Here is a 22,054-nt window from a genome sequence, read left to right as displayed (position 1 = left end):
GGAAAAGAGAAAAGGTTTTTTTATTCTTGCTCAAAACTTGAGAGTTGTTATAATTCTTCCAGCTCTCATATTGATCGTGTTGATACATAATCATTTAAATTGATACATCATCATTTTAAAGGCTGCGAGACTGAAAGAAAGAGGGTTATGAATCATCCAGATATTGCCAAACGTGTTTATAATCACACTTGGAAACTTGATCCCATTATCCGTTCACTCCTTGATACGGATTTTTATAAACTTCTTATGATACAAATGATTTGGGGACTTTATCCCAATGTCGATGTTACTTTTTCTCTCATAAACCGCACAAAAACAATCCATCTTGCTGATGAAATTGATGAAGGGGAGTTGCGTGCCCAACTTGATCACGCTCTCAGTTTGCGCTTTACGAAAAAAGAAATGATCTGGCTTGCTGGTAATACATTTTATGGACGTAAACAAATTTTCGAACCAGACTTTCTTCATTGGCTTGAGAATTTTCAACTCCCAGAATATGAACTCGCCCGCAAAGATGGACAATATATCCTCCACTTTCATGGTCCGTGGACCCATAGCTCTATGTGGGAAATCCCTGCTCTTGCCATTGTCAGTGAATTGCGTTCACGGGCTGCTATGAAAAAACTAGACCGCTTTGCTCTTGATGTGCTTTACGCACGCGCTAAAGCAAAAATGTGGAGTAAAGTTGAACGTCTTAAAAAATTACCTGGTATTAGAATATCTGACTTTGGGACAAGACGTCGTCATTCTTTCTTATGGCAACGCTGGTGTGTTGAAGCACTGAAAGAAGGAATTGGCAATTCCTTTACTGGAACTTCCAATGTTCTTCTCGCCATGGATACGGATTTAGAAGCTCTTGGTACCAATGCACATGAATTGCCCATGATCATTGCGGCTCTCGCCAAGAATGATGAAGAATTACGCAATGCGCCTTATAAGGTGCTGCAAGATTGGAACCGTTATTACAGTGGAAATCTTCTCATTGTTTTACCTGATACCTTTGGGACAGAAGCATTTTTACACAATGCTCCAGATTGGATTGCTGATTGGACCGGTTTTAGACCTGACAGTGCTCCACCTATCGAAGGCGGCGAACGCATTATCCAATGGTGGAAAGAAAAAGGAAAAGATCCACGCGAAAAACTATTGATTTTTTCCGATGCACTTGATGTTGAGACCATTGAAAAAACTTATCATCATTTCCATGGAAAAGTCCGTATGGGTTTTGGGTGGGGAACAGATCTTACAAATGATTTTGCAGGCTGTACGCCACAAGAAGCCGTAACCTTTGACACTCTTTCTCTTGTTTGTAAAGCCACCCATGCCAATGGAAAACCTGCCGTAAAACTTTCCGATAATCCTGAAAAAACAATCGGAAAACAAAAAGAAGTACAACGTTATCTCAACTTTTTTGGTAATGAAAAACGTATTGCTCGACCCGTAAAGAGTTGATTTTTAACCCATTTGCATAAAACGTAAAGATAAATGCTTATCACGTTCGTAACTGCTGATCTTCATAAACAAATACAAATTCTCTCAGATTGAATAAAAAGAATTTCTCTCCCCTCATTGTAGTCTATTATGACTCATCAAAATGATTTTACAAATATTTGCGTTAAACTGTTCGTGCAAAATATTTTCTACATGTAAAATTGTTTCAAAAACTTGCTATATCGCACCAAGATATTGATTTATAATAATTATTTGTTACTATATACCTTAAATCATAACCCCAAATATTGTAAGATTCTTTCATCTCAAACCACTTTATATTGAATCAATTTTGTTCTTTTAGCTTACCCTATCAGTGGGATTGGTATATGGATAAAATTAGTGAGGAAAGAAGGAAAAATGCCTTTCATGAACTGCCTTCATGCAAGGGTTGTTGCAGCACCCATTGAGGCGAGTAAATATACTGGGATCTGGTAAAGTGAATGATGGTGCCGGCTTGCCCCTTCATAAACGTAAAGATGGTGATGCTCAATGGATTTATCGTTATACAATTCATAGACAAACGCCTGAAAATAGGCTTAAGCGCTCTAAGAGAAATCTCTTTAAAACAAGCCTTTGAATGTGCAACACAGTGACATTCTGTTTTACGTGAGGGGCATGCGCCCATTAAAGAACGTGAGGAATAAAAGCGTGAGACAATACAACAATCTTTACTCTCTCAAAGACGTTGCTGTATAAGAGGTTTTTGAAAGCCGTAAAGCTGAATTAAAGGATGATGGTCAAGCTGTAGGTTGATTTTTTCCTTTATGCCTTTATATCCTTCCAAAATGAGGCTATCTTCCCATTTAAGAGATTACACAAACAGATAGATGCAAGACGTTTTTCCCTCCATATGGCGTACAAAAGCTGTAACAGCAGAGAGAGCACTAAACTGTCTTAATCTTCATTTAAAACATGCTGTTGCATTAGGGTTGATGTTCATTGACAAACACCAGCAAAAGCATACGCCCTCTCATAGTTCGCTCTCAAAAAGCTTATTATGGTATCTTATATACCCTAATATATGTGCGTTATTCCCCCATTTTTAGGCAACAAGCTCTTTTAACGAAAAAAGTATTGAATTTGCAAAGCCTTCAATTTTTGTCATTAGGAAGATGGACGGGTTACAATATAAAGGGCGATAAAGAGCAAAACAGTAGCAACAAACAAAGCAAACCATAAAGCAGGGCGCGCCATTACCGTAAAAGATAAAAAACCACCCGACATACTTACCACCGCAAGAACTTTAACAAATGTGGAAATAGCCCCCTTTTCTTCCCATTGCTTGATAGGCGGACCAAAAACACGGTGATTATTCAACCAACAATGAAACCGTGGTGACGAACGAGCAAAACACCATGAAGCAACCAATAAGAACGGTACGGTCGGCATAATAGGCAACATAACACCAACGATACCCAACAAAACCATTATCCATCCTACTGTAATGATAGCAATACGCCAAAAGTGAGATGTCCTAAACTCTTTTTTCATTCTCTAATACTATTTTTCCCATGAAAAAATGAACTCGCATAGCTTTTCAAACGCTTCTACGCTCAATTATTTCCCACACTGTCTTATTCGTCAGTATATTTTCGTGACTATTTCTTCTAAAGCGTAAAGCAGTTTACGAGATATGATAATCATTTAAAAATTTTCAAGAAACCAGCATAAATTTTTAGAAAAGATAAAAATAAAAAGGCTGCAGAATAAATCAATGCAGCCTTTTAATTAGAGATGCAGCTTATAGGGGGGAGAAAATACTGCACCCACTCGCTAGGCATTAGGAGGAAAATAGCCTAGCACTTTCTGTTGTTTAGTGAAAACAAATATATGAGACAACACATAAAAATGCATGGCTGCTATGCTAAATCGTATTGCACTTAAATTTCTTGAACATCCAAGCGACGAAAGAACATGGACGTAAAAATAGCGATAAAAATCAGTGTTAAAATAAGCACAATTGTGGACGCAGAATCTGAACCAATGAACAAGCTTAAATAAATTCCCAAAAAACCAGAAAAAGCCGCAACAAGCACAGCAATTACCAACATAGAAGCAAATCGTTTCGTAATGAGATAAGCAATCGCGCCAGGTGCTATCAAAAAAGAAATAACAAGAACAATCCCAACAGCTTTTAACGCTGCAACAATCGTAAGAGAAATCATCATTAAAAGGGTATAATGGAGCACAGATATACGCAACCCCATTGCACGACCTTGAATTGAGTCAAAAATATACAACATAAAATCACGCCATTTTGCTGCTAGAATAAAAGTAACAATCGCAGAAATGACCGCCGTCTGCGTAATATCAAGCCAATTAACCCCTAAGAGATTACCAAATAGAATATGGTTTAAATCTAAGCTACTATAAATAGATGTTGCCAAAACAAGCCCCAAACCAAACATTGATGAAAAAACAACACCCATCACTGTATCCTGCTTGATACGGCTATTACTCCCTAAAAAACCCGTCAAAAGAGCACAAACCATACCCGCAACAAAAGCACCACAAGCAATCAAAGCCATCGTCACATTAGCAGCGCGCATCTCTTGAAACCAAACAAATGGTAAAGAAGTTAAAATGGTTATCACCCATGGCGTTGTCATATAACCAAGAACAACACCAGGGAAAACTGCATGGGAAATTGCGTCACCTAAAAGCGCCCACCCTTTCAAAATAAGAAAACAAGACAGCATCGCCATGGGAATAGAAAGGATCATGACAATAAGCATACCCTTCAGCATAAAAGAAAATTGAAAAGGAAGTAGTAATTGATCAATCATGATAACATCGCACCTTTTTTTGCCGCATGTATACGCAAGCGTGCAGCAATAAAACCGTGTTTAGGAGCAAAAATAAAAGCTAAAATAAACAAAAACGCTTGAAAAAGCACAACAACACCACCTGTTTGTGCATTCAAAAAATAACTCACATAAACACCTAATATACTTGTGAATGTTCCAATAATAACCGCAATAATCAAAATATGTACAAAACGATCACTTAAAAGATAAGCGGTTGCTCCAGGCGTCACCACAAGGCAAATAACCAAAAATGCTCCAACTATTTGCATAGCAGCAACAGTACAAGCAGCAAGCAATGTAAAGAAAAGTATCTTCAAAAACTTTACATTTAACCCGATAGCACGTGCATGTGTTTCATCGAATAAAGAAACAAGGAGATCTTTCCATTTCAAAAGCAATATAAGCAAAGAGAAAAAACTAATAAAGGCCAATTGTAAAATATCTGATGAACTAACCGCCAAAATGTTTCCCAAAACGATCGTATCAATATTAACCGCCATCGGTTTTAATGATTTGAGAAAGAGCCCAAAAGCAAAAAAGGAAGAAAAAATAAGACCAATAATGGTATCTTCTTTTAGCTTTGTCCTGTTGTTAAAAAACAGCATCGCTGCTGCTGCAAGCCCTCCCGAAAAAAAAGCCCCGAGCGAAAAAGGTAAACCTAAAAGATAAGCGCCTGCTACACCAGGAACAATTGAATGCGAAAGCGCATCACCAATCAATGACCAGCCTTTTAACATCAAAAAAGCAGAAAGAAAGGCGCAAACACATCCAACTAATCCCGAAACCCACATCGCATTAACCATATATTGATAGCTCAATGGTTCAAGCAACCAAGAAATCATGCAACGTGCTCCATATTGTGTATATTTCTATGTGTGAGGGATTGTTTTCCCCCTGCAAAAACATCATCTTTTTTTGAACCTTGAAGATCAAAAATCTGGTGGTGCAAAGCACCACCAAAAGTTTTTTCAAGATTTTCCTTTGTAAAGACAGTTTCAGTGAGCCCAGAAGCCAAAACTGTTCCCTTTATTAAAATCGTGTGATCACAAAATTCACGAACAGAACCCAAATTGTGCGTAGAAACCAATATCACAGCGCCTTCTTTACGAAGGTCTTGTAACAAAGCAATAATTTTATCTTCTGTTGTGACATCAACTCCTGTAAATGGTTCATCTAATAAAATCGCTTTTGCCTGCTGTGCAAGAGCACGTGCTAAAAAAACACGCTTTTTCTGCCCACCAGAAAGTTCTCCAATTTGTCGCTTAGCAAATGCCAGCATATCAACACGTTCTAATGCAACACGGACAGCCTCATAATCTCGTGCCCGTGCATAGCGAAAGAAATTCATGTGACCATAGCGCCCCATCAAAACGACATCTTCAACGAGAACCGGAAAATTCCAATCAACATCTTCACTCTGAGGAACATAAGCAATCAGATTCTTTTTCAAAGCCGTATCAACAGGCAAACCCAAAATGCGAATTTTTCCTTTTGAAGGGCGTACAAACCCCATAATCGCTTTAAATAACGTTGATTTTCCTGATCCATTCACACCAACCAGCGCCGTAATGGAACCTGTCGGACTCTCAAAATTGACCTCCCGTAAAGCTGTATGTCCATTACGATAAGTAACTGTTGTTCCTTGAGAAAATATTCCAGATTTTGTCATTGGCTTTTTGCTCCCTCTAATAAGGCATCGCTAATACGCCCGCTGGTGACACGTAATAAATCAATATAGGTCGGCACCTCACCATTTTTCTCGCTCAAAGAGTCGACATAAAGAACACCACCGTATTTAGCTCCTGTTTCTCTCGCAACTTGTTTGGCTGGTGCAGGAGAAATAGTGCTTTCAGAAAAAACGACATGGATACCGTGCTTGCGAACCATATCAATAACATGCTTAACCTGCTGTGGAGTTCCTTGCTGATCAGCATTAATGGGCCATAAATAAAGTTCTTTTAAACCAAAATCATGCGCTAAATAGCTAAATGCCCCTTCACTCGTTACAAGCCAACGCTTGTCTTGAGGAACTGCCTCCAATTCAGATCTAATGGGATCAATCGTTGCACGGATCTTCTGTTTATAAATTTCGGCATTCTCTTTATAAATAGCAGCATTCTCAGGATCGTACTTTACAAAAGCATCGCGAATATTATCAATGTAAATTAAAGCGACAGTTGGCGACATCCATGCATGAGGATTTGGTTTTCCATTGAAGGGCCCCTCACCAATCATAATTGGGACAACTCCTTTTGAAACAACAACACTTGGAACATCTTTGATATTTTGAAAAAACTTTTCAAACCAAAGCTCCAACCCTAATCCATTCCATAAGACGAGGTTTGCTCCTTGCGCACGCATAAGATCACGAGGTGTCGGTTGATATTCGTGAATTTCAGCACCTGGTTTCGTGATGGATTCAACATCAGCAGCATCACCTGCAACATTCCGCGCCATATCAGCAATAATGGTAAATGTCGTAACAGCCTTAAATTTACCAGCACACAAAGCAAAATGAGGTGTTAAAAACACAACCCCCCCAAAAACTATGCTAAAAAATGTTTTTACATTCATGAATCTTCTCTTTCATTCACAGTCCCACTTATTGCTAATGATTTGCATTATCATTTACTAGTAACAATTATCTTTTCCTTTTGCAACGAGGAATTCTCACAAGAAAATAACTTTTCCTGCTATTGTTAAATTCCCTTTTTATCCTTGGAAAAACGAATGGTTTAAAAAGAATGTGTTTGGCACAATCATCCATTTCAAGAGGCTTTACAGATATTGAATGCCTCAAAAATAAAGGAGCACTCAGAAATGCTCCTTTTTCATAAAATAATTCTGTAAAAGAAATATATTTAGCAACGCAAATTTGCGCCTGTCATATGCGTGACATTTTCCACGATCTTTGAAGTGAGTTCTTCTAAATCTTCATCGGTCAAAGTCCGTTCCATAGGCTGAATAGAAATTTCAATTGCAACAGATTTTTTGTTTTCTCCAATACCTGAACCTTCGAAAATATCAAAAACCTGTACAGAATGAATAAGCTTTTTATCTGCGGCACTTGCAGCACGAACAATAAGGGAAGAGGCAACAGTTTTATCAACGATAAACGCAAAATCGCGCCGCACCAGTTGAAAAGGTGACAGTTTCAATGGAGAACGACTTTTAGTTGCTTTTTTCTTCGACTCTGGAATACGATCGAGAAAAATTTCAAAACCGCATATAGGACCACTGACATCTAACTTTTCTAATGTCGCCGGGTGAAAAACACCAAAAAAACCAAGAACAATCTTTGGTCCAAGCTTTATCAGCCCTGAACGACCAGGGTGGTACCAATCAGGTGCTCCAACTTCAACTTGCACTTTGCTGATATCCATACCGCACGCTTCTAAAACAGCCAATGCATCTGCTTTTGCATCAAACACATCAACTTCTGCCGCATGACCATTCCAAAAACGCCCCGCCCCTTCAAACTGTTCTGTTCCACGGCGAATCCCACCAGCAACAGATTGTTGTTTATCAGGTGTATCACCCTCATAGATGCTAGACACTTCAAACAATGCAAGATCTGGAAAGCCACGATCCGCATTTCTCTGCGCTGCCATAAGCAAACCAGGTAAGAGAGAAGGACGCAGCACCGACATATCAGCAGAAATCGGATTAACTAATTTAAGCTGCTCTTGCCCCCCTCCAAAAGCCAGCGCCTGATTTTCAGAAATAAAAGACCATGTCACAGCTTCTTTCATACCACGCTGAACTAAAGCCAAACGCGCAACACGGAGGCGAACTTGCGCGCTCGTTAAAACTGGACCTCTTTCCTCTGTCAAATCTGCTAACGGAATGGGCTTAATTTTATCCAGTCCATAAATTCTCATCACCTCTTCTACTAAATCAGCTTTTCCCATGATATCAGGGCGCCATGTTGGCACTTTAACCGTAAGAACAGCCCCTTCCCCTTCAATGCCAAACCCAAGCTGCGATAAAATAGTTATGACCTGTTCACGCTCTATTTCCAAATTTGTTAAACGTTTAATTTCCAAAAAAGGAAAAGCCTCTTGTTTCATTTCTGGCTGGTGATAACCAACAATCTTGGCTTTTGAATTGTCACCACCACAAAGACGCAGAGTTAATGCTGTTGCAAGTTCAAGCCCCGTTTCCATAAAAGCCGGATCAACACCCCGTTCAAAGCGATAACGGGCATCACTGATAAGCCCTAATGACCGCCCCGTTTGAGCAATACTATCTGCACTCCAAAGGGCTGATTCAATAATCACACGGCGCGTCGTTTCATCACAACTCGCTCGTTCACCCCCCATAATGCCAGCAATCGAAACAACGCCTTCTTCATCGGCAATAACACAATCTTTAACCCCCAAGTTATAAACTTTTCCATTCAAGGCCTGAAGCTGTTCACCTTCACGCGCACACCGCACATGCAAATTCCCTTTAATCTTATCTGCATCAAAAACATGCAATGGACGACCAAGATCAAAACTTATGTAATTGGTCATATCAACCAGCGCATTAATTGGTCTTAAACCTATCGCATTCAAACGCTGTTGCATCCATTGCGGCGAAGCACCATTTTGCACATTGCGTATTTCGCACCAGGCAAAACCTAAACATAACGTTGCGCTTTGCGAAAAGTCTAACGAGACATCAAGCAGTGTTTCAAAAGAAGCACCCAATTGTGGTACAGACAATTCTTTTAAACGCCCAATTCCAGCAGCAGAAAGATCACGCGCAATACCACGAATACCTGTGCAATCAGAACGATTCGGTGTCAAACCAATATCAATAATCGGATCATCTAAACCTGCATAAGCCGCAAACGAATCTCCTATAGGGGCATTCTCTGGAAGCTCTATAATTCCATCATGTTCACCTGATAGCTCAAGCTCCGCTTGTGAACACATCATTCCAAAACTTTCAACACCGCGAATTTTACCGACAGAGAGTGTCACATCAAGCCCAGGCACATAAGTCCCCGGTAAAGCAAGAACACCAACGAGCCCAGCACGTGCATTTGAAGCGCCACAAACAATTTGCTTAGGCGTATCAGCCCCCGTATCTACCGACAAAATCTGCAGTTTATCTGCATCAGGATGTTTTACAGCTGTTAAAACTTTTGCAATCACAAAACCTTTTAAAGAAGAACGATCATCAACATGATCAACTTCAAGGCCTATAGCTGTTAGTTTATCACAAATTTCATCCAAAGATGCATTTGTTTCTAAGTGATCTTTCAACCAGGACAATGTAAATTTCATTTTAAAACCTCATATGAAAACTGTGTTAAGATCACATATTGCTTAAGCTGAAAAAAAAGCCGGCATATCAAAAAAACGAAAACCATAATGATCTAACCAACGCAGATCAGCATCAAAAAAGGCACGTAAATCAGGCATTCCATATTTCAACATAGCAATACGATCAATGCCCATACCCCACGCAAAACCCTGATATTCATCGGGGTTAAAACCAACATTCTGAAGCACACGAGGATGCACCATTCCACACCCTAAAATCTCTAGCCAATCCTGCCCTTCTCCAAACCTTACTTCTGAACCAGAACGATCACACTGAATATCCACTTCCATAGACGGCTCGGTAAAAGGAAAAAAAGAAGGACGAAAACGCATCTTCACGGAAGGAACCTCAAAAAAAGCTTTACAAAAAGTTTCATGAAGCCACATCATATGTGCGATATTAGAGGTTTTATCAATGACAAGACCTTCTACCTGATGAAACATAGGTGAATGTGTTGCATCGGAATCCATACGGTACGTTTTTCCGGGAATAATGATACGTATCGGTGCTTTTTGTTTTTCCATCGTACGAATTTGTACCGGTGATGTATGGGTGCGTAATAATTTCCGCTCTCCCATTTCATCACGATCAAAAAAGAAGGTATCGTGCATTTCGCGCGCTGGGTGACCTTCAGGAAAGTTCAACGCTGTAAAATTATAATAATCTGTTTCAATGTCTGGCCCCTCTGCAAGAGAAAAACCCATTTTTGTATAAATGGCTATAATTTCCTCAATCACCTGCGAAATAGGATGAATACGCCCCCTCTCTAAAGGGGCAGAACGTACAGGCAGAGTTATATCAATCGTTTCACGAGAAAGGCGCTCATCCATTGCCTGGCGCTTGAGAAGATCACGCTTTTGCGCCCATAATTCTAAAACACGATTTTTTAACGCATTCAAAACTGGTCCAACTTTATGACGCTCTTCAGCATCCATCTTTCCTAATTCTTTTAATTTTTCAGAAATACTGCCTTTTTTGCCTAATGCCGCAATACGCACTGCTTCAAGTGCCTGTTCATCACACGCTTCTTCTAAAGCTAAACAAATTTCTTGTTCCAGACGCTCAATGTCGCTCATATTTTTGCCTATTTTTTGAATAGAAAAAAACCCGCACTAGTAGTAACCAGCACGGGATCCCGAATAAATAAATGCTTTTAAGAGAACACGACTGGCTTATTTGACAGCGCCTTCAAAAGCATTAGGCGTTGTGTCCTTTAAATATTCCAAAGCCTTCTTTGCTGAAACAATGAGAGCAGAAAATGCTTCCTTTTCGTGAATCGCTATATCTGAAAGAACTTTGCGATCAACCTCAATACCCGCTTTTGATAAACCATCAATAAAGCGCCCATAAGTCAAACCTTCTGCGCGAACAGCTGCGTTAATTCTCTGGATCCACAAAGCACGGAAAGTACGCTTTCTATTTTTGCGATCACGATAAGCGTACTGCTTTGAACGGTCAACTGCTGCTTTTGCTGCACGAATAGTATTTTTACGCCGACCGTAAAAACCCTCAGCCTGTTTTAGAACTTTTTTATGTTTAGCGTGCGCTGTCATACCTCTTTTTACACGTGCCATGTAATCTTCTCCTCAAAATCAAAAGCGTAAGGTTTAAAAACCATTTGGCAAATAATACTGGATAACTTTTTTAGCGTCCTGTTCGCTCAAAACCATCGTTCCACGTGCATCACGAATAAATTTATTCGAACGCTTAATCATACCATGACGCTTACCTGCAGCTGCTACTTTAACTTTGCCTGACGCAGTGATTTTAAACCGCTTCTTCGCGGATGATTTGGTCTTCATCTTGGGCATTTTGCTACTCCATACATTTCATTTATCTCAAATCTCATTCATGTTGTGAACTCGTTCATCCAAGCGGACCAACGCTTGAATAAGCATTTGAACAGCCACGGCATGCCCTGCCGGGCGGCTCTAAAAGATTTTTCATAAGCTAGTACACACAAAATAGCAAGAGCGTATCAAAAAAAAATGGGCGCTCCATTTCCTTGAATTTCAACCAAAGGTGCTGGAACTGCATTGGTTTTGATTGCTGCTTTACACAAATCAGCAATAATGCATTGCGTACATTGTGCTTTACGTGCTTGACAAATATAACGCCCGTGTAAAATGAGCCAATGATGTGCATGACGAAGATAGCGAACCGGTATAATATTCAGCAACTTTTCTTCAACAATTTCTGGCGTTTTGCCAGGCGCTAAACCAAGACGATTGCTTAAGCGAAAAATATGCGTATCTACCGCCAATGTAAGCTGCCCAAAAGCAACGTTTAAAACAACATTCGCTGTTTTACGCCCTACTCCAGGAAGTGTTATCAGTGCTTCACGATTATCAGGCACTTGGCCACCATAGTGCTCTATTAAAAAGTTACAAAGCGCGTAAACATTGCGTGCTTTTGCACGCCAAAGACCAATTGTACGAATATGGCGTGCAATCTCTTCTTCTCCTAATGCAACCATTTTTTCTGGTCTATCAGCAAGACGAAACAATTCCCTGGTCGCTTTATTCACGCTTACATCTGTCGCTTGGGCTGAAAGAACAACTGCAATTAAAAGAGTAAAAACATTCGTATAAATAAGATCACTCTTAGGAACTGGGCGCTGAACAGAAAAACGACGAAATATTTCTGCAATTTCCTCTTTACTATACAATGTTTCAAAAGATTTTTGCATTTTTGACAATTTTATTGTTCTTTGAGCCATTGAACTCTCTTAATCTTCTCTCTTGAAGTTATCACCCATACTCGCCATATGACAAAGATGCAGCAAACGCTTTTTTTAAATTTGGTCAAATAAAGCCGCTTTGAAGAGGATCATCACAATGACACATGTGACGCCTTTCTCCAATCCCTTTCTTTTAGGGTTTGAAACAGTAGAGAAAATATTACAACGCATTGGCAAAGCCGATGAGTCTTACCCAGCCTACAATATTGAGCGTTTACACAAAAATGACGACGCAAATCATATATGTATTACTTTGGCTGTTGCTGGATTTAAAGTCAACAACCTCAGTATCATGCTCGACGACAATCAACTGATTATTCATGGTAAACAGATGGATAATCAAAATCGTCAATATTTATATCGTGGTATAGCTGCGCGCCAATTCCAGCGTACTTTTGTGCTTGCTGAGGGAATGCACGTCACAAATGCGGAGTTGAAAAATGGTCTCTTATCAATTAATCTACAGCAACCAAAATCAAAAAAACAGATAAAGCAGATTCCTATCAAAGTGAGTAATAGTGTGTGATAAACGCTAAAACGTAAAGGAATAGTGAAATGGGAGAACATAAACAGAACTTGTTAGTACAGGATGAGTCCTACTCTGAAGTGGGACAAATTGCCTATTTAAAAAAGGTTTGTACAGATGATCTCGCTAAAAACTTTCCTGATCTTCCGCCAATGACTCCAGGTATTACAGTATGGGCTCTTTTTGGGGAAACAGGTTATCCGATCATTTTATCCGATGAGCGCTCTATTGCTCTAGCGGGAGCCAATGAACATGAACTTCAAATTGTAACTTTACACTAAATTACATTGTGCAAAAAATGGAATTATCTGTATAAATCCTATTCATTCTGCTTGAATTTTTTAAAAATATAAAAAAGATCAAGGAATTCTATGCACTAGAAGTTTAAGGAGCACATGATGTGCTTCCCAAACCGATAGGATATGATCATAGAATTTCTACCGACAAAGAAATGGGAAGGAGATCTCAGGCAGTTGAAGAGGGTCTCATGATTGTTTTTATCAAGAATATAACACCTTGATTTATAAGAATAAACTGTCGTTTCTTAGCTTGAATTACAACCCCGAATACTGTTAAGATTCTCTCATTTCAAATTTCTTTCATGTTGAATCAATTTTTTTACTTGCTTGTACACTATCAGCAGGGATTTGCATATGGATAAAAATCATGGAGGAAAGAAGGAAGAATGCCTCTCATGAATCGCCTCAAGGGCTGGCGCAACATTGGCGGCTGGTAAATATAATGGTGGCGCCAGCTTGTACTCTCACAAACGAAAAGATGGTGGTGCACAATGGCTTTATCAGTGTACAATTTACGGACAACGACGCGAAATGAGCTTAAGAAGAAACATCACTCTTAAACTTTATAACATTCCTCTTTTTGAGTGGAGGTGTTTGTTTATTCCTTTATATACTTTAGCCTTCTTAATATTACAGTGAAAATTCTTTATGAATCAGGCATTTTCACTTATTCTACTGTTTCGCTTGTATAGTGAGTTTTTACCTTTTGCTCTTGTATTTTCTTTTTAACAAAAGCCTTGAGAAAAAAACTTCCGCAAAAAATTCTTAAATCCTTAAGAAAAGTTTCTTAACTCTTCAATTTTTTCAATTCTTGTAACCAGAAAGATCAATATGGGCAGGAATCACAAAAACCCTATGTGCGCATACGCCATAAAAATCCTCCATTAAGATAACTCTTAAAACAAACGTAACCCTTGATCAGATCTTTTATACGCCCCTAACGGCGTCCACATGCTCTTAGTTGCCACTCATAGTGTTTAGCGAGATTTGCCATACGCTGTGCTGACTGTATCAGTGCACGACTTGCATACCCTCTCTTTCGTGCATACCCTCCATGACCCATACGATAATTTAAATACAGGTTATACGCATCATCAAACCGAACACCATTGCGTTGAACACTTTGGCGATGATACCAAGCAACGAAATCAGCAGCATCTGCAAAACTCGTACGCCGTGCAAAAGACTTCCCTGTAGAGCGCAAATAGGTTGTCCATGTACTATTGAGCGCTTGAGAATAACCATAAGCTGTTGATTGACGCTTCCATGGAATGAAACCAAGCAGCTTTGTGCGTGGAGGACGTGCATTATAACGAAAACCAGATTCCATATTAATGGTTGCAAGGATAATAGGCATAGGAATCCCATAGCGCATTTCTGCTCTTTTCGCCGCTTTTTCCCAATTGTCAAAAAAACCATCTTTTTGTGCTAAAATAGCACAAGCATTGTTTGTATAACGCGGTGTTGTTGTTGCACATCCCCCCAAAAAAAACACCAACATTCCTAAAAACAAAAAATTTCGCATATTCTTTTTTCCTCTCATTGGGAAATAATGAAATGAGAGTACTAAAAAATCATAACAAATCCAATAAAAGAGATGAACATACTTGTAAGTGTAAAAGTCCTCGCTTTATTCTTCATCAACCAAAGGCAATGCTTGTGGTTCAGAAGATGTTGTCACTTCCGTTGTCATAGAATTATTTTCTTTTAATTCAAAAGTTTCAATACGGTTAGCACGTTTCATAATTTTAGAAGATGATATTAAAATTCCTTCTATATCTTCATTTGCTTTGTAAAAATGCTTCTGTAATGCACGAACACGCGTATCCATTCGTCCAAAATCTTCCATAAGTTTTGTCACTTCCGACTGGATCAAATGCGCCTGTTCACGCATTCGCGCATCTTTCATAATAGTTTGTACAACCTGAACAGATAACATTAATAAAGATGGTGAAACAATAATCACATGTGCACGATTGGCTTTTTGTACTAATGGCTCAAAATCTTCATAAATTGTTGCAAAAATTGATTCCGATGGTACAAAAAGAAAAGCGGTGTCATGCGTTTCTCCAGGAATGAGATATTTTTGTGCAATATCACGAATATGCACCTCCATGTCGGTCCGAAATTGACGTTCTGCTTCTTGGCGTTCTTGCGCTGATGTTGCTTTACGCATAGCATTCCAAGCCTCTAGAGGAAATTTAGCATCAATAACAAGAGAAGGTGACTTGTTCGGCATATGAATGAGACAATCTGGCCGCTTTCCATTTGAAAGAACCGTCTGAAAAGCATAAGCATTCGCTGGTAGAGCATCGGTAATAATTGCTTCCATTCGCCCTTGACCAAAAGTGCCACGCGTTTGTTTATTGCTTAAAATAGCCTGTAACTGAACAACCTGACCCGTGAGCGATTGAATATTATTTTGTGCTGCATCAATCACCGCTAAACGCTCTTGTAAACGATTTAAATTTTCATAAGTCGATTTTGTCTGTACCTGAAGCGTTTGCCCCAAATTGGCTGTCATCCCATTGAGTTGCTCACTGAGTGATTTATTCAATTCAGCCTGTCTTTGACCGAAAATTTCTGCCATCGTTTGCATCCGCCCTTGCATTTCAGCCTGCGTTTTTAGCAATGTGGCCATCTGCATTTGTGCTTCACGAGCACGTTCAGCAATCTCATTTTCCAAAAATATTTTCTTTCTATGAGAATGTATCAAGATAAAAAGTACCAAGAAAACAAGCACAAATAAAAGTAAAGCCATCAGTTTAGCAAAAGGCTCAATCGAAAACATAAAGGAAAAAAACGAATCAAACATAAGAATAATATAACGCTCTTCCCATAAAAAAACGTAAGAATTCGTTATTCAATATTGACCCGTAACAAACCATTGATTAATCTAAGCTTATGCTAATAAAACCTTTAGTTATTTTACCTGATCCAATTTTACGGGAAGTGTCCAAACCTGTCGAACATATCGATAAGGAAGTTCAAAAGCTTGCTGACGATATGTTAGAAACCATGTATCATGCCCACGGTATTGGCCTTGCAGCTATTCAAATTGGTATCCCATTACGCATGTTGGTGGTTGATGTTTCTGGAAATGATGATCCCAAAAATCCACTTGTTATTATCAATCCTGAAATTTTATGGCATTCAGATGAACGTAATATTTATAAAGAAGGCTGTCTTTCTATTCCTGAATATTATGCAGAAGTTGAACGGCCAAAACGCCTATGTGTTCGCTATACAGACCGCGAAGGCAAACAAACAGAAATGGAAGCAGATCATCTCCTAGCAACGTGCTTGCAGCATGAGATTGATCACTTAAATGGCCGGCTTTTTATTGATCATATTTCAAAAATAAAGCGTGACATGGTAATACGGAAATTTAAAAAACGTGCCAAAGAAGAAAACACACTGGAAGCAATTTTATAATGGCATTACGATTAAGTTTTATGGGAACACCTCATTTTGCTGTCTCCATTTTACATGCTTTATTGGATGCGGGTCATGATATTGTTGCTGTTTATAGCCAACCCCCTCGACCAGCAGGACGTCGGGGGCTTCAACTGACCCCCTCACCTGTGCACAATGCAGCACAAGCAAGATCTCTTCCTGTCTTTACCCCTCAAACACTTAAAACAGCCGAACAGCAAGCTCAATTTAAAACACTTGCTGTTGATGCCGCTGTTGTTGTTGCCTATGGGCTTCTTTTACCAAAAGCCATTCTCGAAACACCGCGTTTGGGTTGCTTTAATGCCCATGCTTCACTCTTACCACGTTGGCGTGGTGCTGCCCCCATTCAGCGTGCCATCATGGCTGGTGATAAAAAAACAGGCATGATGATTATAAAAATGGATGAAGGGCTTGATACAGGACCTATTGCTCTCTCCCACTCCATTCCCATAACCGAAAATGAAACAGCCCCTGAGCTTTCAGAAAAGCTTTCACATATAGGTGCCAAACTCCTGATAGAGGCTTTGTCCGCCCTTGAGAAAGGACAATTGATACTCACTCCACAATCAGAACAAGGCATAACCTATGCCTCCAAAATCAAAAAGGAAGAGACCCATATTGATTGGACAAACCATGCAGAATTGATTCATAGACAGATCTGCGCTCTTTCTCCTGCTCCTGGTTGCTGGTGCAACATGACTATTGGTGGAAAAAAAGAGCGTGTCAAAATCTTGGAAAGCCGTTTAACAACAGGTCCTTCTCTCGAAATTGGTCGAATAGAGCCAGATTCTTTGATTGTTCATTGTGGACAAGGGCGCCTTGAAATCACCCAACTCCAAAGATCTGGTGGTAAAACTCTTGATAGCGCAACATTTTTACGAGGCGCTCATATTTCTGCTGTTTTTTAATATGCCACGTTTTAAACTCACTCTCGAATATGATGGTTCAAATTATGCTGGATGGCAACGCCAAGAAAAACTCCGCACCATACAAGGAGCCATTGAGCAGGCTATTTTTTACTTTAGCGGCCAACAATTGACCATTACAACAGCCGGGAGAACGGATGCTGGTGTCCATGCCACGGGACAAGTCGCGCATGTTGATTTTGCAAAAGACTGGTATCCCCACACTGTACGCGATGCCCTTAATGCGCATTTACGAAAAAATGGGGAAGATATTTCAATCTTGCATGTACAAAATGTTCCTGAGAGCTTTGATGCACGATTTTCTGCAACCAAACGCCATTATCTTTTTAAAATTCTTAATCGCCGCTCACCACCAGCCTTAAACGCTAAACGCGTGTGGTGGCTCCCAAAACCTCTCGATGCCAAAGCCATGCATGAAGCTGCACAAAAACTTGTAGGGAAACATGATTTTACAACTTTCCGCTCCGTGCACTGCCAAGCTAAAAGTCCTATTCGTACCCTTGAGCGTCTCGATATTGAAAGAAAAGGAGAAGAAATCTTTCTGTATGTACAAGCACGTTCTTTCCTTCAGCATCAAATCCGCTCTTTCGCAGGAAGCCTTATGAAAGTTGGTATTGGACAATGGACACCCCAAGACCTTGAGGCTGCTCTTCATGCAAAAGATCGCATACGTTGTGGTGTCGTCGCACCACCCTCGGGGCTTTATTTAACAAAAGTAGAATATTAATGATCCTTTCCTAAATTACTTTTCTCATAAGCTCTTAAGAAAGCCCGTAAAAAGAACAAATTTCTGCAAATGCTTCTGCTGCTGTATCAACAAATTTTATGAGCTTAACATCAGAAGGAGAGATTGTACCTTGCGCTGCCAAATAATCAAAATTGATAACATTTTCCCAAAATTCTTTGCCAAAGAGTAAAACCGGAATATGTTTCATACGTCCTGTCTGTATGAGAGCTAATGCTTCAAACAACTCATCCAACGTGCCAAAGCCTCCAGGAAAAATGGCTAATGCCTTCGCCCGCATTAAAAAATGCATTTTACGTACTGCTAAATAATGAAAATTAAAGCATAAATGTGGAGTTACATAAGAATTTGGCCTTTGTTCATGCGGTAAAATAACATTTAAACCAATCGTTGGTGCACCAACATCAACGGCACCACGATTTCCCGCTTCCATTATCCCCGGTCCTCCTCCTGTAACAACAACAAATTCACGATATTTGCTTATAGCAGAATAGAGTGAGCACAAACGAGAAAATTCCCTTGCCTCATCATAATAATGCGACAGTGCACGTAAGCTTTTCTGTTGCATTTCATTTTTCGCTGCCCAAGCTGCATGCCCAGGTTCAGGAATACGCGCACCACCAAATAAAACAACGGTTGAGTGAATATCACACTCTTGAAGTGTTATATCTGGTTTTAAAAGCTCAAGACCAATGCGTTGCGAACGTAATTCAGGACGCATGATAAAGTCCTTATCTAAATAAGCCAAACGATATGCAGAAGAATATCTTTGTTCTGTATCAGAAATTTCATGCCCCTGTTGGATAGGATCGTCTGCATGAGCAGAGAGTGTTAAGTTCTTCTTTTCTCTTTTTATTTCTTCTTTACAGCCTTTTTTCATACATCTGTCCTAGTTTCTTATCCTTTTATTGACTGAAGACATTTCTTCGCGTAGGTCATAAATGGTAAACCTTGAAGCTTTCAACTTGTTTAACGGAACTTTGGTCATGACTCATCTTACACAACTTGAAATGATTATTGAAAAGGCGTTTAATGAACGCGCATCCATTCATAGAACAACAAAAGGTGAAATTCGTGACAGTGTTGAATATGCATTAAATCTTCTCGATCAAGGTAAAGTCCGTGTCGCTGAACGCCAAGAAAATGGACAATGGCATGTTCATCAATGGTTGAAAAAAGCTGTTCTTTTGTCTTTTCGTCTCAATCCCATGCGCATTATTTCTGGTGGAGCACATGAATCCTATTGGTGGGATAAAGTTTCTTCGAAATTTTCTGGTTGGCAAGAAGACGATTTTAAAAAAGCTGATTTCCGTTCCGTTCCTGGAGCAATTGTACGTCATTCTGCCTATATTGCACCCAATGTTATTTTAATGCCATCCTTTGTCAATCTTGGTGCCTTTGTTGACGAGGGAACAATGGTTGATACATGGACCACCGTTGGTTCTTGTGCCCAAATTGGTAAATATGTTCATCTTTCTGGTGGTGTTGGTATTGGAGGTGTTTTGGAACCCCTGCAAGCAAACCCAACTATTATTGAAGATCATTGTTTTATCGGTGCACGCTCTGAAGTTGTTGAAGGGTGCATTATTCGTGAAGGCGCGGTTTTAGGAATGGGAGTCTTTATTGGAAAATCTACAAAGATTATTGATCGCACAACAGGAGAAACTTTTATGGGAGAAGTCCCTGCTTATTCTGTTGTTGTTCCAGGCTCTCTTCCTGGAAAACCATTACCAAACGGCGAAATAGGTCCGAGTCTCTATTGCGCTGTCATCGTGAAACGCGTTGACAAAAAAACACGAGAAAAAACATCCATTAATGATCTTTTGCGCGCGTAAAAAGTCATTTTCCAGAAACTTAGTAAAAGACAATTCATGGAAGGGCAATATGCCCTTTTTCTTTATTTATTTCATTTTGAGCGCTTGAATAAAAGCCGATTGCGGAATTTCTACCTTTCCGAATTGGCGCATACGCTTTTTTCCTTCTTTTTGCTTTTCCAAAAGTTTCCGCTTACGCGTTACATCGCCCCCATAACATTTCGCCGTTACATCTTTACGCAAAGCACGAATCGTTTCGCGTGCAATGACTTTCCCCCCAATGGCTGCTTGAACTGGAATCTGAAACATATGTTGAGGAATAAGATCTTTTAACTTCTCACACATTGAACGCCCGCGCTTTTCTGCAATTGTGCGGTGCACAAGCATTGACAATGCATCGATAGATTCTCCATTCACCAAAATAGACATTTTAACCAAATCGCCTTCAGAATAATCCGTCATCTGATAATCAAAAGAGGCATATCCCTTTGAGATTGATTTTAAACGATCATAAAAGTCAAAAACGACTTCATTGAGCGGTAAGTCATATGTCACCATGGCGCGCGTTCCAACATAAGACAAACTCACCTGCACCCCCCGTCTTTCTTGGCAAAGTTCCAAAATTGACCCAAGATAATTGTCAGGAGTCATTATGGTCGCTCGAATCCACGGTTCTTCAATGGAAGAAATTTTAACAACATCAAGCATATCTGCTGGATTATGTAATTCCTTGACAGAGCCATCATTCAGATTCATACGATAAACAACTGAAGGCGCTGTTGCAATTAAATCCAAATTAAACTCGCGCTCTAACCGCTCTTGAATAATTTCAAGGTGAAGAAGTCCTAAAAAGCCACAACGAAAACCAAAACCCAAAGCAGCTGATGTTTCCATTTCAAAGGAAAAACTCGCATCATTTAAACGCAATTTCCCCATAGCTGCACGCAAGTCATCAAAATCAGCTGCATCAATAGGAAAAAGTCCACAAAAGACAACTGGCTGAGCCGGTTTAAAGCCAGAGAGCGCTTCTTCACAAGGACGACGCTCTTCTGTAATAGTATCACCAACCCGTGTATCAGCAACCTCTTTGATAGAAGCCGTTATAAAGCCAATTTCCCCTGGTCCTAACGCCTCAACCTGAAGCATTTTTGGAGTAAAGACCCCCACCCGTTCAACTGGATATTTTGCCTCTGTCCCCATCATGCGAATGGTTTGGCCTTTTTTCAACACACCATCGATCACCCGCACCAAAACGATCACGCCAAGATATGCATCATACCAACTATCAACCAACATCGCTTTTAAAGGCTGGTTAATATCGCCTGTGTGCGGAGGTGGCAATTGTTTCACAATTGCTTCCAAAACATCAGGAACACCTAAGCCCGTTTTTGCGGATATCTCTACTGCCTCAGATGTATCAATGCCGATCACATCCTCAATTTGTTCTTTAACGCGCTCCGGCTCTGCGGCTGGAAGATCAACCTTATTGAGAACAACCACCAATTCATGAGAATTATCAATGGCTTGGTAAACATTTGCCAATGTTTGCGCTTCAACCCCCTGGCTCGCGTCTACCACCAATAATGAACCTTCACAAGCTGCTAATGAGCGCGAAACCTCATAAGCAAAATCCACATGACCAGGCGTATCCATAAGATTTAAAATATAGTTTTCACCATCTTTCGCTTTATAATGCAAACGTACTGTTTGTGCTTTAATTGTAATCCCACGTTCGCGCTCAATCTCCATAGAATCGAGCACTTGCTCTTTCATTTCACGGGTCTCAAGCCCCCCTGTCATTTGAATCAAACGATCAGCCAAAGTCGACTTTCCGTGGTCGATATGCGCCACAATGGAAAAATTACGGATATGATTACGATCTATTGTCATACAAGGCGATTTAGCAAAGAATAGCACAAAACGCAAAGACC

General features: G+C 39.9%; 22 protein-coding genes. 8 read left to right on the top strand and 14 right to left on the bottom strand.

Going from position 1 to position 22,054, the window contains the following annotated elements; translation table 11 throughout:
* The first annotated feature begins 147 nt into the window (after positions 1–147).
* Positions 148–1,452 (top strand): nicotinate phosphoribosyltransferase, encoded by a 1,305-nt coding sequence (gene pncB, locus BN67_RS05585; RefSeq protein ID WP_019223161.1) that lies wholly within the window; start codon positions 148–150, stop codon positions 1,450–1,452.
* Between the two features lie 445 nt (positions 1,453–1,897).
* Entirely contained in the window at positions 1,898–2,071 is a 174-nt protein-coding gene (locus BN67_RS14180) for a DUF4102 domain-containing protein (protein ID WP_244427035.1), read from the top strand.
* Between the two features lie 527 nt (positions 2,072–2,598).
* On the opposite strand, the gene BN67_RS05575 is transcribed toward BN67_RS14180, so the two are convergent.
* The 10 genes from BN67_RS05575 to nth form a co-directional block, all read right to left on the bottom strand.
* A complete protein-coding gene (locus tag BN67_RS05575) occupies positions 2,599–2,985 on the bottom strand; it encodes a YbaN family protein (protein WP_019223160.1) in 387 nt (128 codons plus the stop codon).
* A 389-nt stretch (positions 2,986–3,374) separates the two neighbouring features.
* Positions 3,375–4,280, bottom strand: coding sequence for a metal ABC transporter permease (locus BN67_RS05570; RefSeq protein WP_019223159.1), 906 nt, complete (start codon positions 4,278–4,280; stop codon positions 3,375–3,377).
* A complete protein-coding gene (locus BN67_RS05565) occupies positions 4,277–5,143 on the bottom strand; it encodes a metal ABC transporter permease (protein WP_019223158.1) in 867 nt (288 codons plus the stop codon). Before BN67_RS05565 ends, BN67_RS05570 begins: the two co-directional genes overlap by 4 nt.
* Positions 5,140–5,970, bottom strand: coding sequence for a manganese/iron ABC transporter ATP-binding protein (locus BN67_RS05560; RefSeq protein ID WP_019223157.1), 831 nt, complete (start codon positions 5,968–5,970; stop codon positions 5,140–5,142). The genes BN67_RS05565 and BN67_RS05560 overlap by 4 nt, the downstream gene beginning before the upstream one ends.
* A complete protein-coding gene (locus tag BN67_RS05555; RefSeq protein WP_019223156.1) occupies positions 5,967–6,875 on the bottom strand; it encodes a metal ABC transporter substrate-binding protein in 909 nt (302 codons plus the stop codon). The genes BN67_RS05560 and BN67_RS05555 overlap by 4 nt, the downstream gene beginning before the upstream one ends.
* 287 nt (positions 6,876–7,162) lie before the next feature.
* A complete protein-coding gene (gene pheT / locus BN67_RS05545) occupies positions 7,163–9,577 on the bottom strand; it encodes a phenylalanine--tRNA ligase subunit beta (RefSeq protein ID WP_019223154.1) in 2,415 nt (804 codons plus the stop codon).
* 42 nt (positions 9,578–9,619) lie between these two features.
* Positions 9,620–10,693, bottom strand: a complete 1,074-nt coding sequence (pheS, locus tag BN67_RS05540) for a phenylalanine--tRNA ligase subunit alpha (RefSeq protein WP_019223153.1) — start codon at positions 10,691–10,693, stop codon at positions 9,620–9,622.
* 96 nt (positions 10,694–10,789) lie between these two features.
* Complete coding sequence (gene rplT / locus BN67_RS05535; RefSeq protein WP_019223152.1) at positions 10,790–11,191, bottom strand: 50S ribosomal protein L20; 402 nt, start codon at positions 11,189–11,191, stop codon at positions 10,790–10,792.
* A 33-nt stretch (positions 11,192–11,224) separates the two neighbouring features.
* Complete coding sequence (rpmI, locus tag BN67_RS05530; protein ID WP_019223151.1) at positions 11,225–11,428, bottom strand: 50S ribosomal protein L35; 204 nt, start codon at positions 11,426–11,428, stop codon at positions 11,225–11,227.
* A gap of 167 nt (positions 11,429–11,595) precedes the next feature.
* Positions 11,596–12,336 (bottom strand): endonuclease III, encoded by a 741-nt coding sequence (nth, locus tag BN67_RS05525; protein WP_019223150.1) that lies wholly within the window; start codon positions 12,334–12,336, stop codon positions 11,596–11,598.
* A 118-nt stretch (positions 12,337–12,454) separates the two neighbouring features.
* Between nth and BN67_RS05520 the strand changes: the two genes are divergently transcribed.
* A complete protein-coding gene (locus BN67_RS05520) occupies positions 12,455–12,883 on the top strand; it encodes an Hsp20 family protein (protein ID WP_019223149.1) in 429 nt (142 codons plus the stop codon).
* 29 nt (positions 12,884–12,912) lie between these two features.
* On the top strand, positions 12,913–13,164 hold the full coding sequence (locus tag BN67_RS05515; RefSeq protein WP_019223148.1) for a BQ00720 family protein: 252 nt from the start codon (positions 12,913–12,915) through the stop codon (positions 13,162–13,164).
* 955 nt (positions 13,165–14,119) lie between these two features.
* Here BN67_RS05515 and BN67_RS05500 read toward each other — a convergent pair.
* On the bottom strand, positions 14,120–14,707 hold the full coding sequence (locus BN67_RS05500) for a transglycosylase SLT domain-containing protein (RefSeq protein ID WP_019223145.1): 588 nt from the start codon (positions 14,705–14,707) through the stop codon (positions 14,120–14,122).
* 105 nt (positions 14,708–14,812) lie between these two features.
* Entirely contained in the window at positions 14,813–15,997 is a 1,185-nt protein-coding gene (locus BN67_RS05495) for a DNA recombination protein RmuC (RefSeq protein WP_019223144.1), read from the bottom strand.
* An 89-nt stretch (positions 15,998–16,086) separates the two neighbouring features.
* Between BN67_RS05495 and def the strand changes: the two genes are divergently transcribed.
* Genes def through truA form a run of 3 tightly spaced genes read left to right on the top strand, consistent with a single transcriptional unit; the run spans position 16,087 to position 18,291 of the window.
* Positions 16,087–16,617, top strand: coding sequence for a peptide deformylase (def, locus tag BN67_RS05490; protein ID WP_019223143.1), 531 nt, complete (start codon positions 16,087–16,089; stop codon positions 16,615–16,617).
* Positions 16,617–17,546 carry a methionyl-tRNA formyltransferase gene (gene fmt / locus BN67_RS05485; RefSeq protein ID WP_019223142.1) on the top strand — a complete coding sequence of 310 codons (930 nt, stop codon included), beginning with the start codon at positions 16,617–16,619 and terminating at the stop codon, positions 17,544–17,546. Before def ends, fmt begins: the two co-directional genes overlap by 1 nt.
* A gap of 1 nt (position 17,547) precedes the next feature.
* Positions 17,548–18,291, top strand: coding sequence for a tRNA pseudouridine(38-40) synthase TruA (gene truA / locus BN67_RS05480; protein ID WP_019223141.1), 744 nt, complete (start codon positions 17,548–17,550; stop codon positions 18,289–18,291).
* Between the two features lie 34 nt (positions 18,292–18,325).
* On the opposite strand, the gene BN67_RS05475 is transcribed toward truA, so the two are convergent.
* Entirely contained in the window at positions 18,326–19,189 is an 864-nt protein-coding gene (locus BN67_RS05475; RefSeq protein ID WP_019223140.1) for an LOG family protein, read from the bottom strand.
* A gap of 106 nt (positions 19,190–19,295) precedes the next feature.
* Between BN67_RS05475 and dapD the strand changes: the two genes are divergently transcribed.
* Positions 19,296–20,144 (top strand): 2,3,4,5-tetrahydropyridine-2,6-dicarboxylate N-succinyltransferase, encoded by an 849-nt coding sequence (dapD, locus tag BN67_RS05470; RefSeq protein WP_019223139.1) that lies wholly within the window; start codon positions 19,296–19,298, stop codon positions 20,142–20,144.
* Between the two features lie 66 nt (positions 20,145–20,210).
* Here dapD and lepA read toward each other — a convergent pair whose 3' ends face one another.
* Entirely contained in the window at positions 20,211–22,013 is a 1,803-nt protein-coding gene (gene lepA, locus BN67_RS05465; protein ID WP_026088187.1) for a translation elongation factor 4, read from the bottom strand.
* Positions 22,014–22,054: the final 41 nt, after the last annotated feature.

This window comes from Bartonella rattaustraliani AUST/NH4, from assembly GCF_000312565.1.
GTDB classification, from domain to species: Bacteria; Pseudomonadota; Alphaproteobacteria; order Rhizobiales; family Rhizobiaceae; genus Bartonella; species Bartonella rattaustraliani.
This window is presented reverse-complemented; position numbering and strand designations above follow the sequence as displayed.

What these genes read in the sequence shown, in the direction of transcription:
- pncB (WP_019223161.1), top strand. Translation starts at nt 148, where the DNA reads ATGAATCATCCAGATATTGCCAAACGTGTTTATAATCACACTTGGAAA.
- BN67_RS05575 (WP_019223160.1), bottom strand. Translation starts at nt 2,985, where the DNA reads ATGAAAAAAGAGTTTAGGACATCTCACTTTTGGCGTATTGCTATCATT.
- BN67_RS05570 (WP_019223159.1), bottom strand. Translation starts at nt 4,280, where the DNA reads ATGATTGATCAATTACTACTTCCTTTTCAATTTTCTTTTATGCTGAAG.
- BN67_RS05565 (WP_019223158.1), bottom strand. Translation starts at nt 5,143, where the DNA reads ATGATTTCTTGGTTGCTTGAACCATTGAGCTATCAATATATGGTTAAT.
- BN67_RS05560 (WP_019223157.1), bottom strand. Translation starts at nt 5,970, where the DNA reads ATGACAAAATCTGGAATATTTTCTCAAGGAACAACAGTTACTTATCGT.
- BN67_RS05555 (WP_019223156.1), bottom strand. Translation starts at nt 6,875, where the DNA reads ATGAATGTAAAAACATTTTTTAGCATAGTTTTTGGGGGGGTTGTGTTT.
- pheT (WP_019223154.1), bottom strand. Translation starts at nt 9,577, where the DNA reads ATGAAATTTACATTGTCCTGGTTGAAAGATCACTTAGAAACAAATGCA.
- pheS (WP_019223153.1), bottom strand. Translation starts at nt 10,693, where the DNA reads ATGAGCGACATTGAGCGTCTGGAACAAGAAATTTGTTTAGCTTTAGAA.
- rplT (WP_019223152.1), bottom strand. Translation starts at nt 11,191, where the DNA reads ATGGCACGTGTAAAAAGAGGTATGACAGCGCACGCTAAACATAAAAAA.
- rpmI (WP_019223151.1), bottom strand. Translation starts at nt 11,428, where the DNA reads ATGCCCAAGATGAAGACCAAATCATCCGCGAAGAAGCGGTTTAAAATC.
- nth (WP_019223150.1), bottom strand. Translation starts at nt 12,336, where the DNA reads ATGGCTCAAAGAACAATAAAATTGTCAAAAATGCAAAAATCTTTTGAA.
- BN67_RS05520 (WP_019223149.1), top strand. Translation starts at nt 12,455, where the DNA reads ATGACACATGTGACGCCTTTCTCCAATCCCTTTCTTTTAGGGTTTGAA.
- BN67_RS05515 (WP_019223148.1), top strand. Translation starts at nt 12,913, where the DNA reads ATGGGAGAACATAAACAGAACTTGTTAGTACAGGATGAGTCCTACTCT.
- BN67_RS05500 (WP_019223145.1), bottom strand. Translation starts at nt 14,707, where the DNA reads ATGCGAAATTTTTTGTTTTTAGGAATGTTGGTGTTTTTTTTGGGGGGA.
- BN67_RS05495 (WP_019223144.1), bottom strand. Translation starts at nt 15,997, where the DNA reads ATGTTTGATTCGTTTTTTTCCTTTATGTTTTCGATTGAGCCTTTTGCT.
- def (WP_019223143.1), top strand. Translation starts at nt 16,087, where the DNA reads ATGCTAATAAAACCTTTAGTTATTTTACCTGATCCAATTTTACGGGAA.
- fmt (WP_019223142.1), top strand. Translation starts at nt 16,617, where the DNA reads ATGGCATTACGATTAAGTTTTATGGGAACACCTCATTTTGCTGTCTCC.
- truA (WP_019223141.1), top strand. Translation starts at nt 17,548, where the DNA reads ATGCCACGTTTTAAACTCACTCTCGAATATGATGGTTCAAATTATGCT.
- BN67_RS05475 (WP_019223140.1), bottom strand. Translation starts at nt 19,189, where the DNA reads ATGAAAAAAGGCTGTAAAGAAGAAATAAAAAGAGAAAAGAAGAACTTA.
- dapD (WP_019223139.1), top strand. Translation starts at nt 19,296, where the DNA reads ATGACTCATCTTACACAACTTGAAATGATTATTGAAAAGGCGTTTAAT.
- lepA (WP_026088187.1), bottom strand. Translation starts at nt 22,013, where the DNA reads ATGACAATAGATCGTAATCATATCCGTAATTTTTCCATTGTGGCGCAT.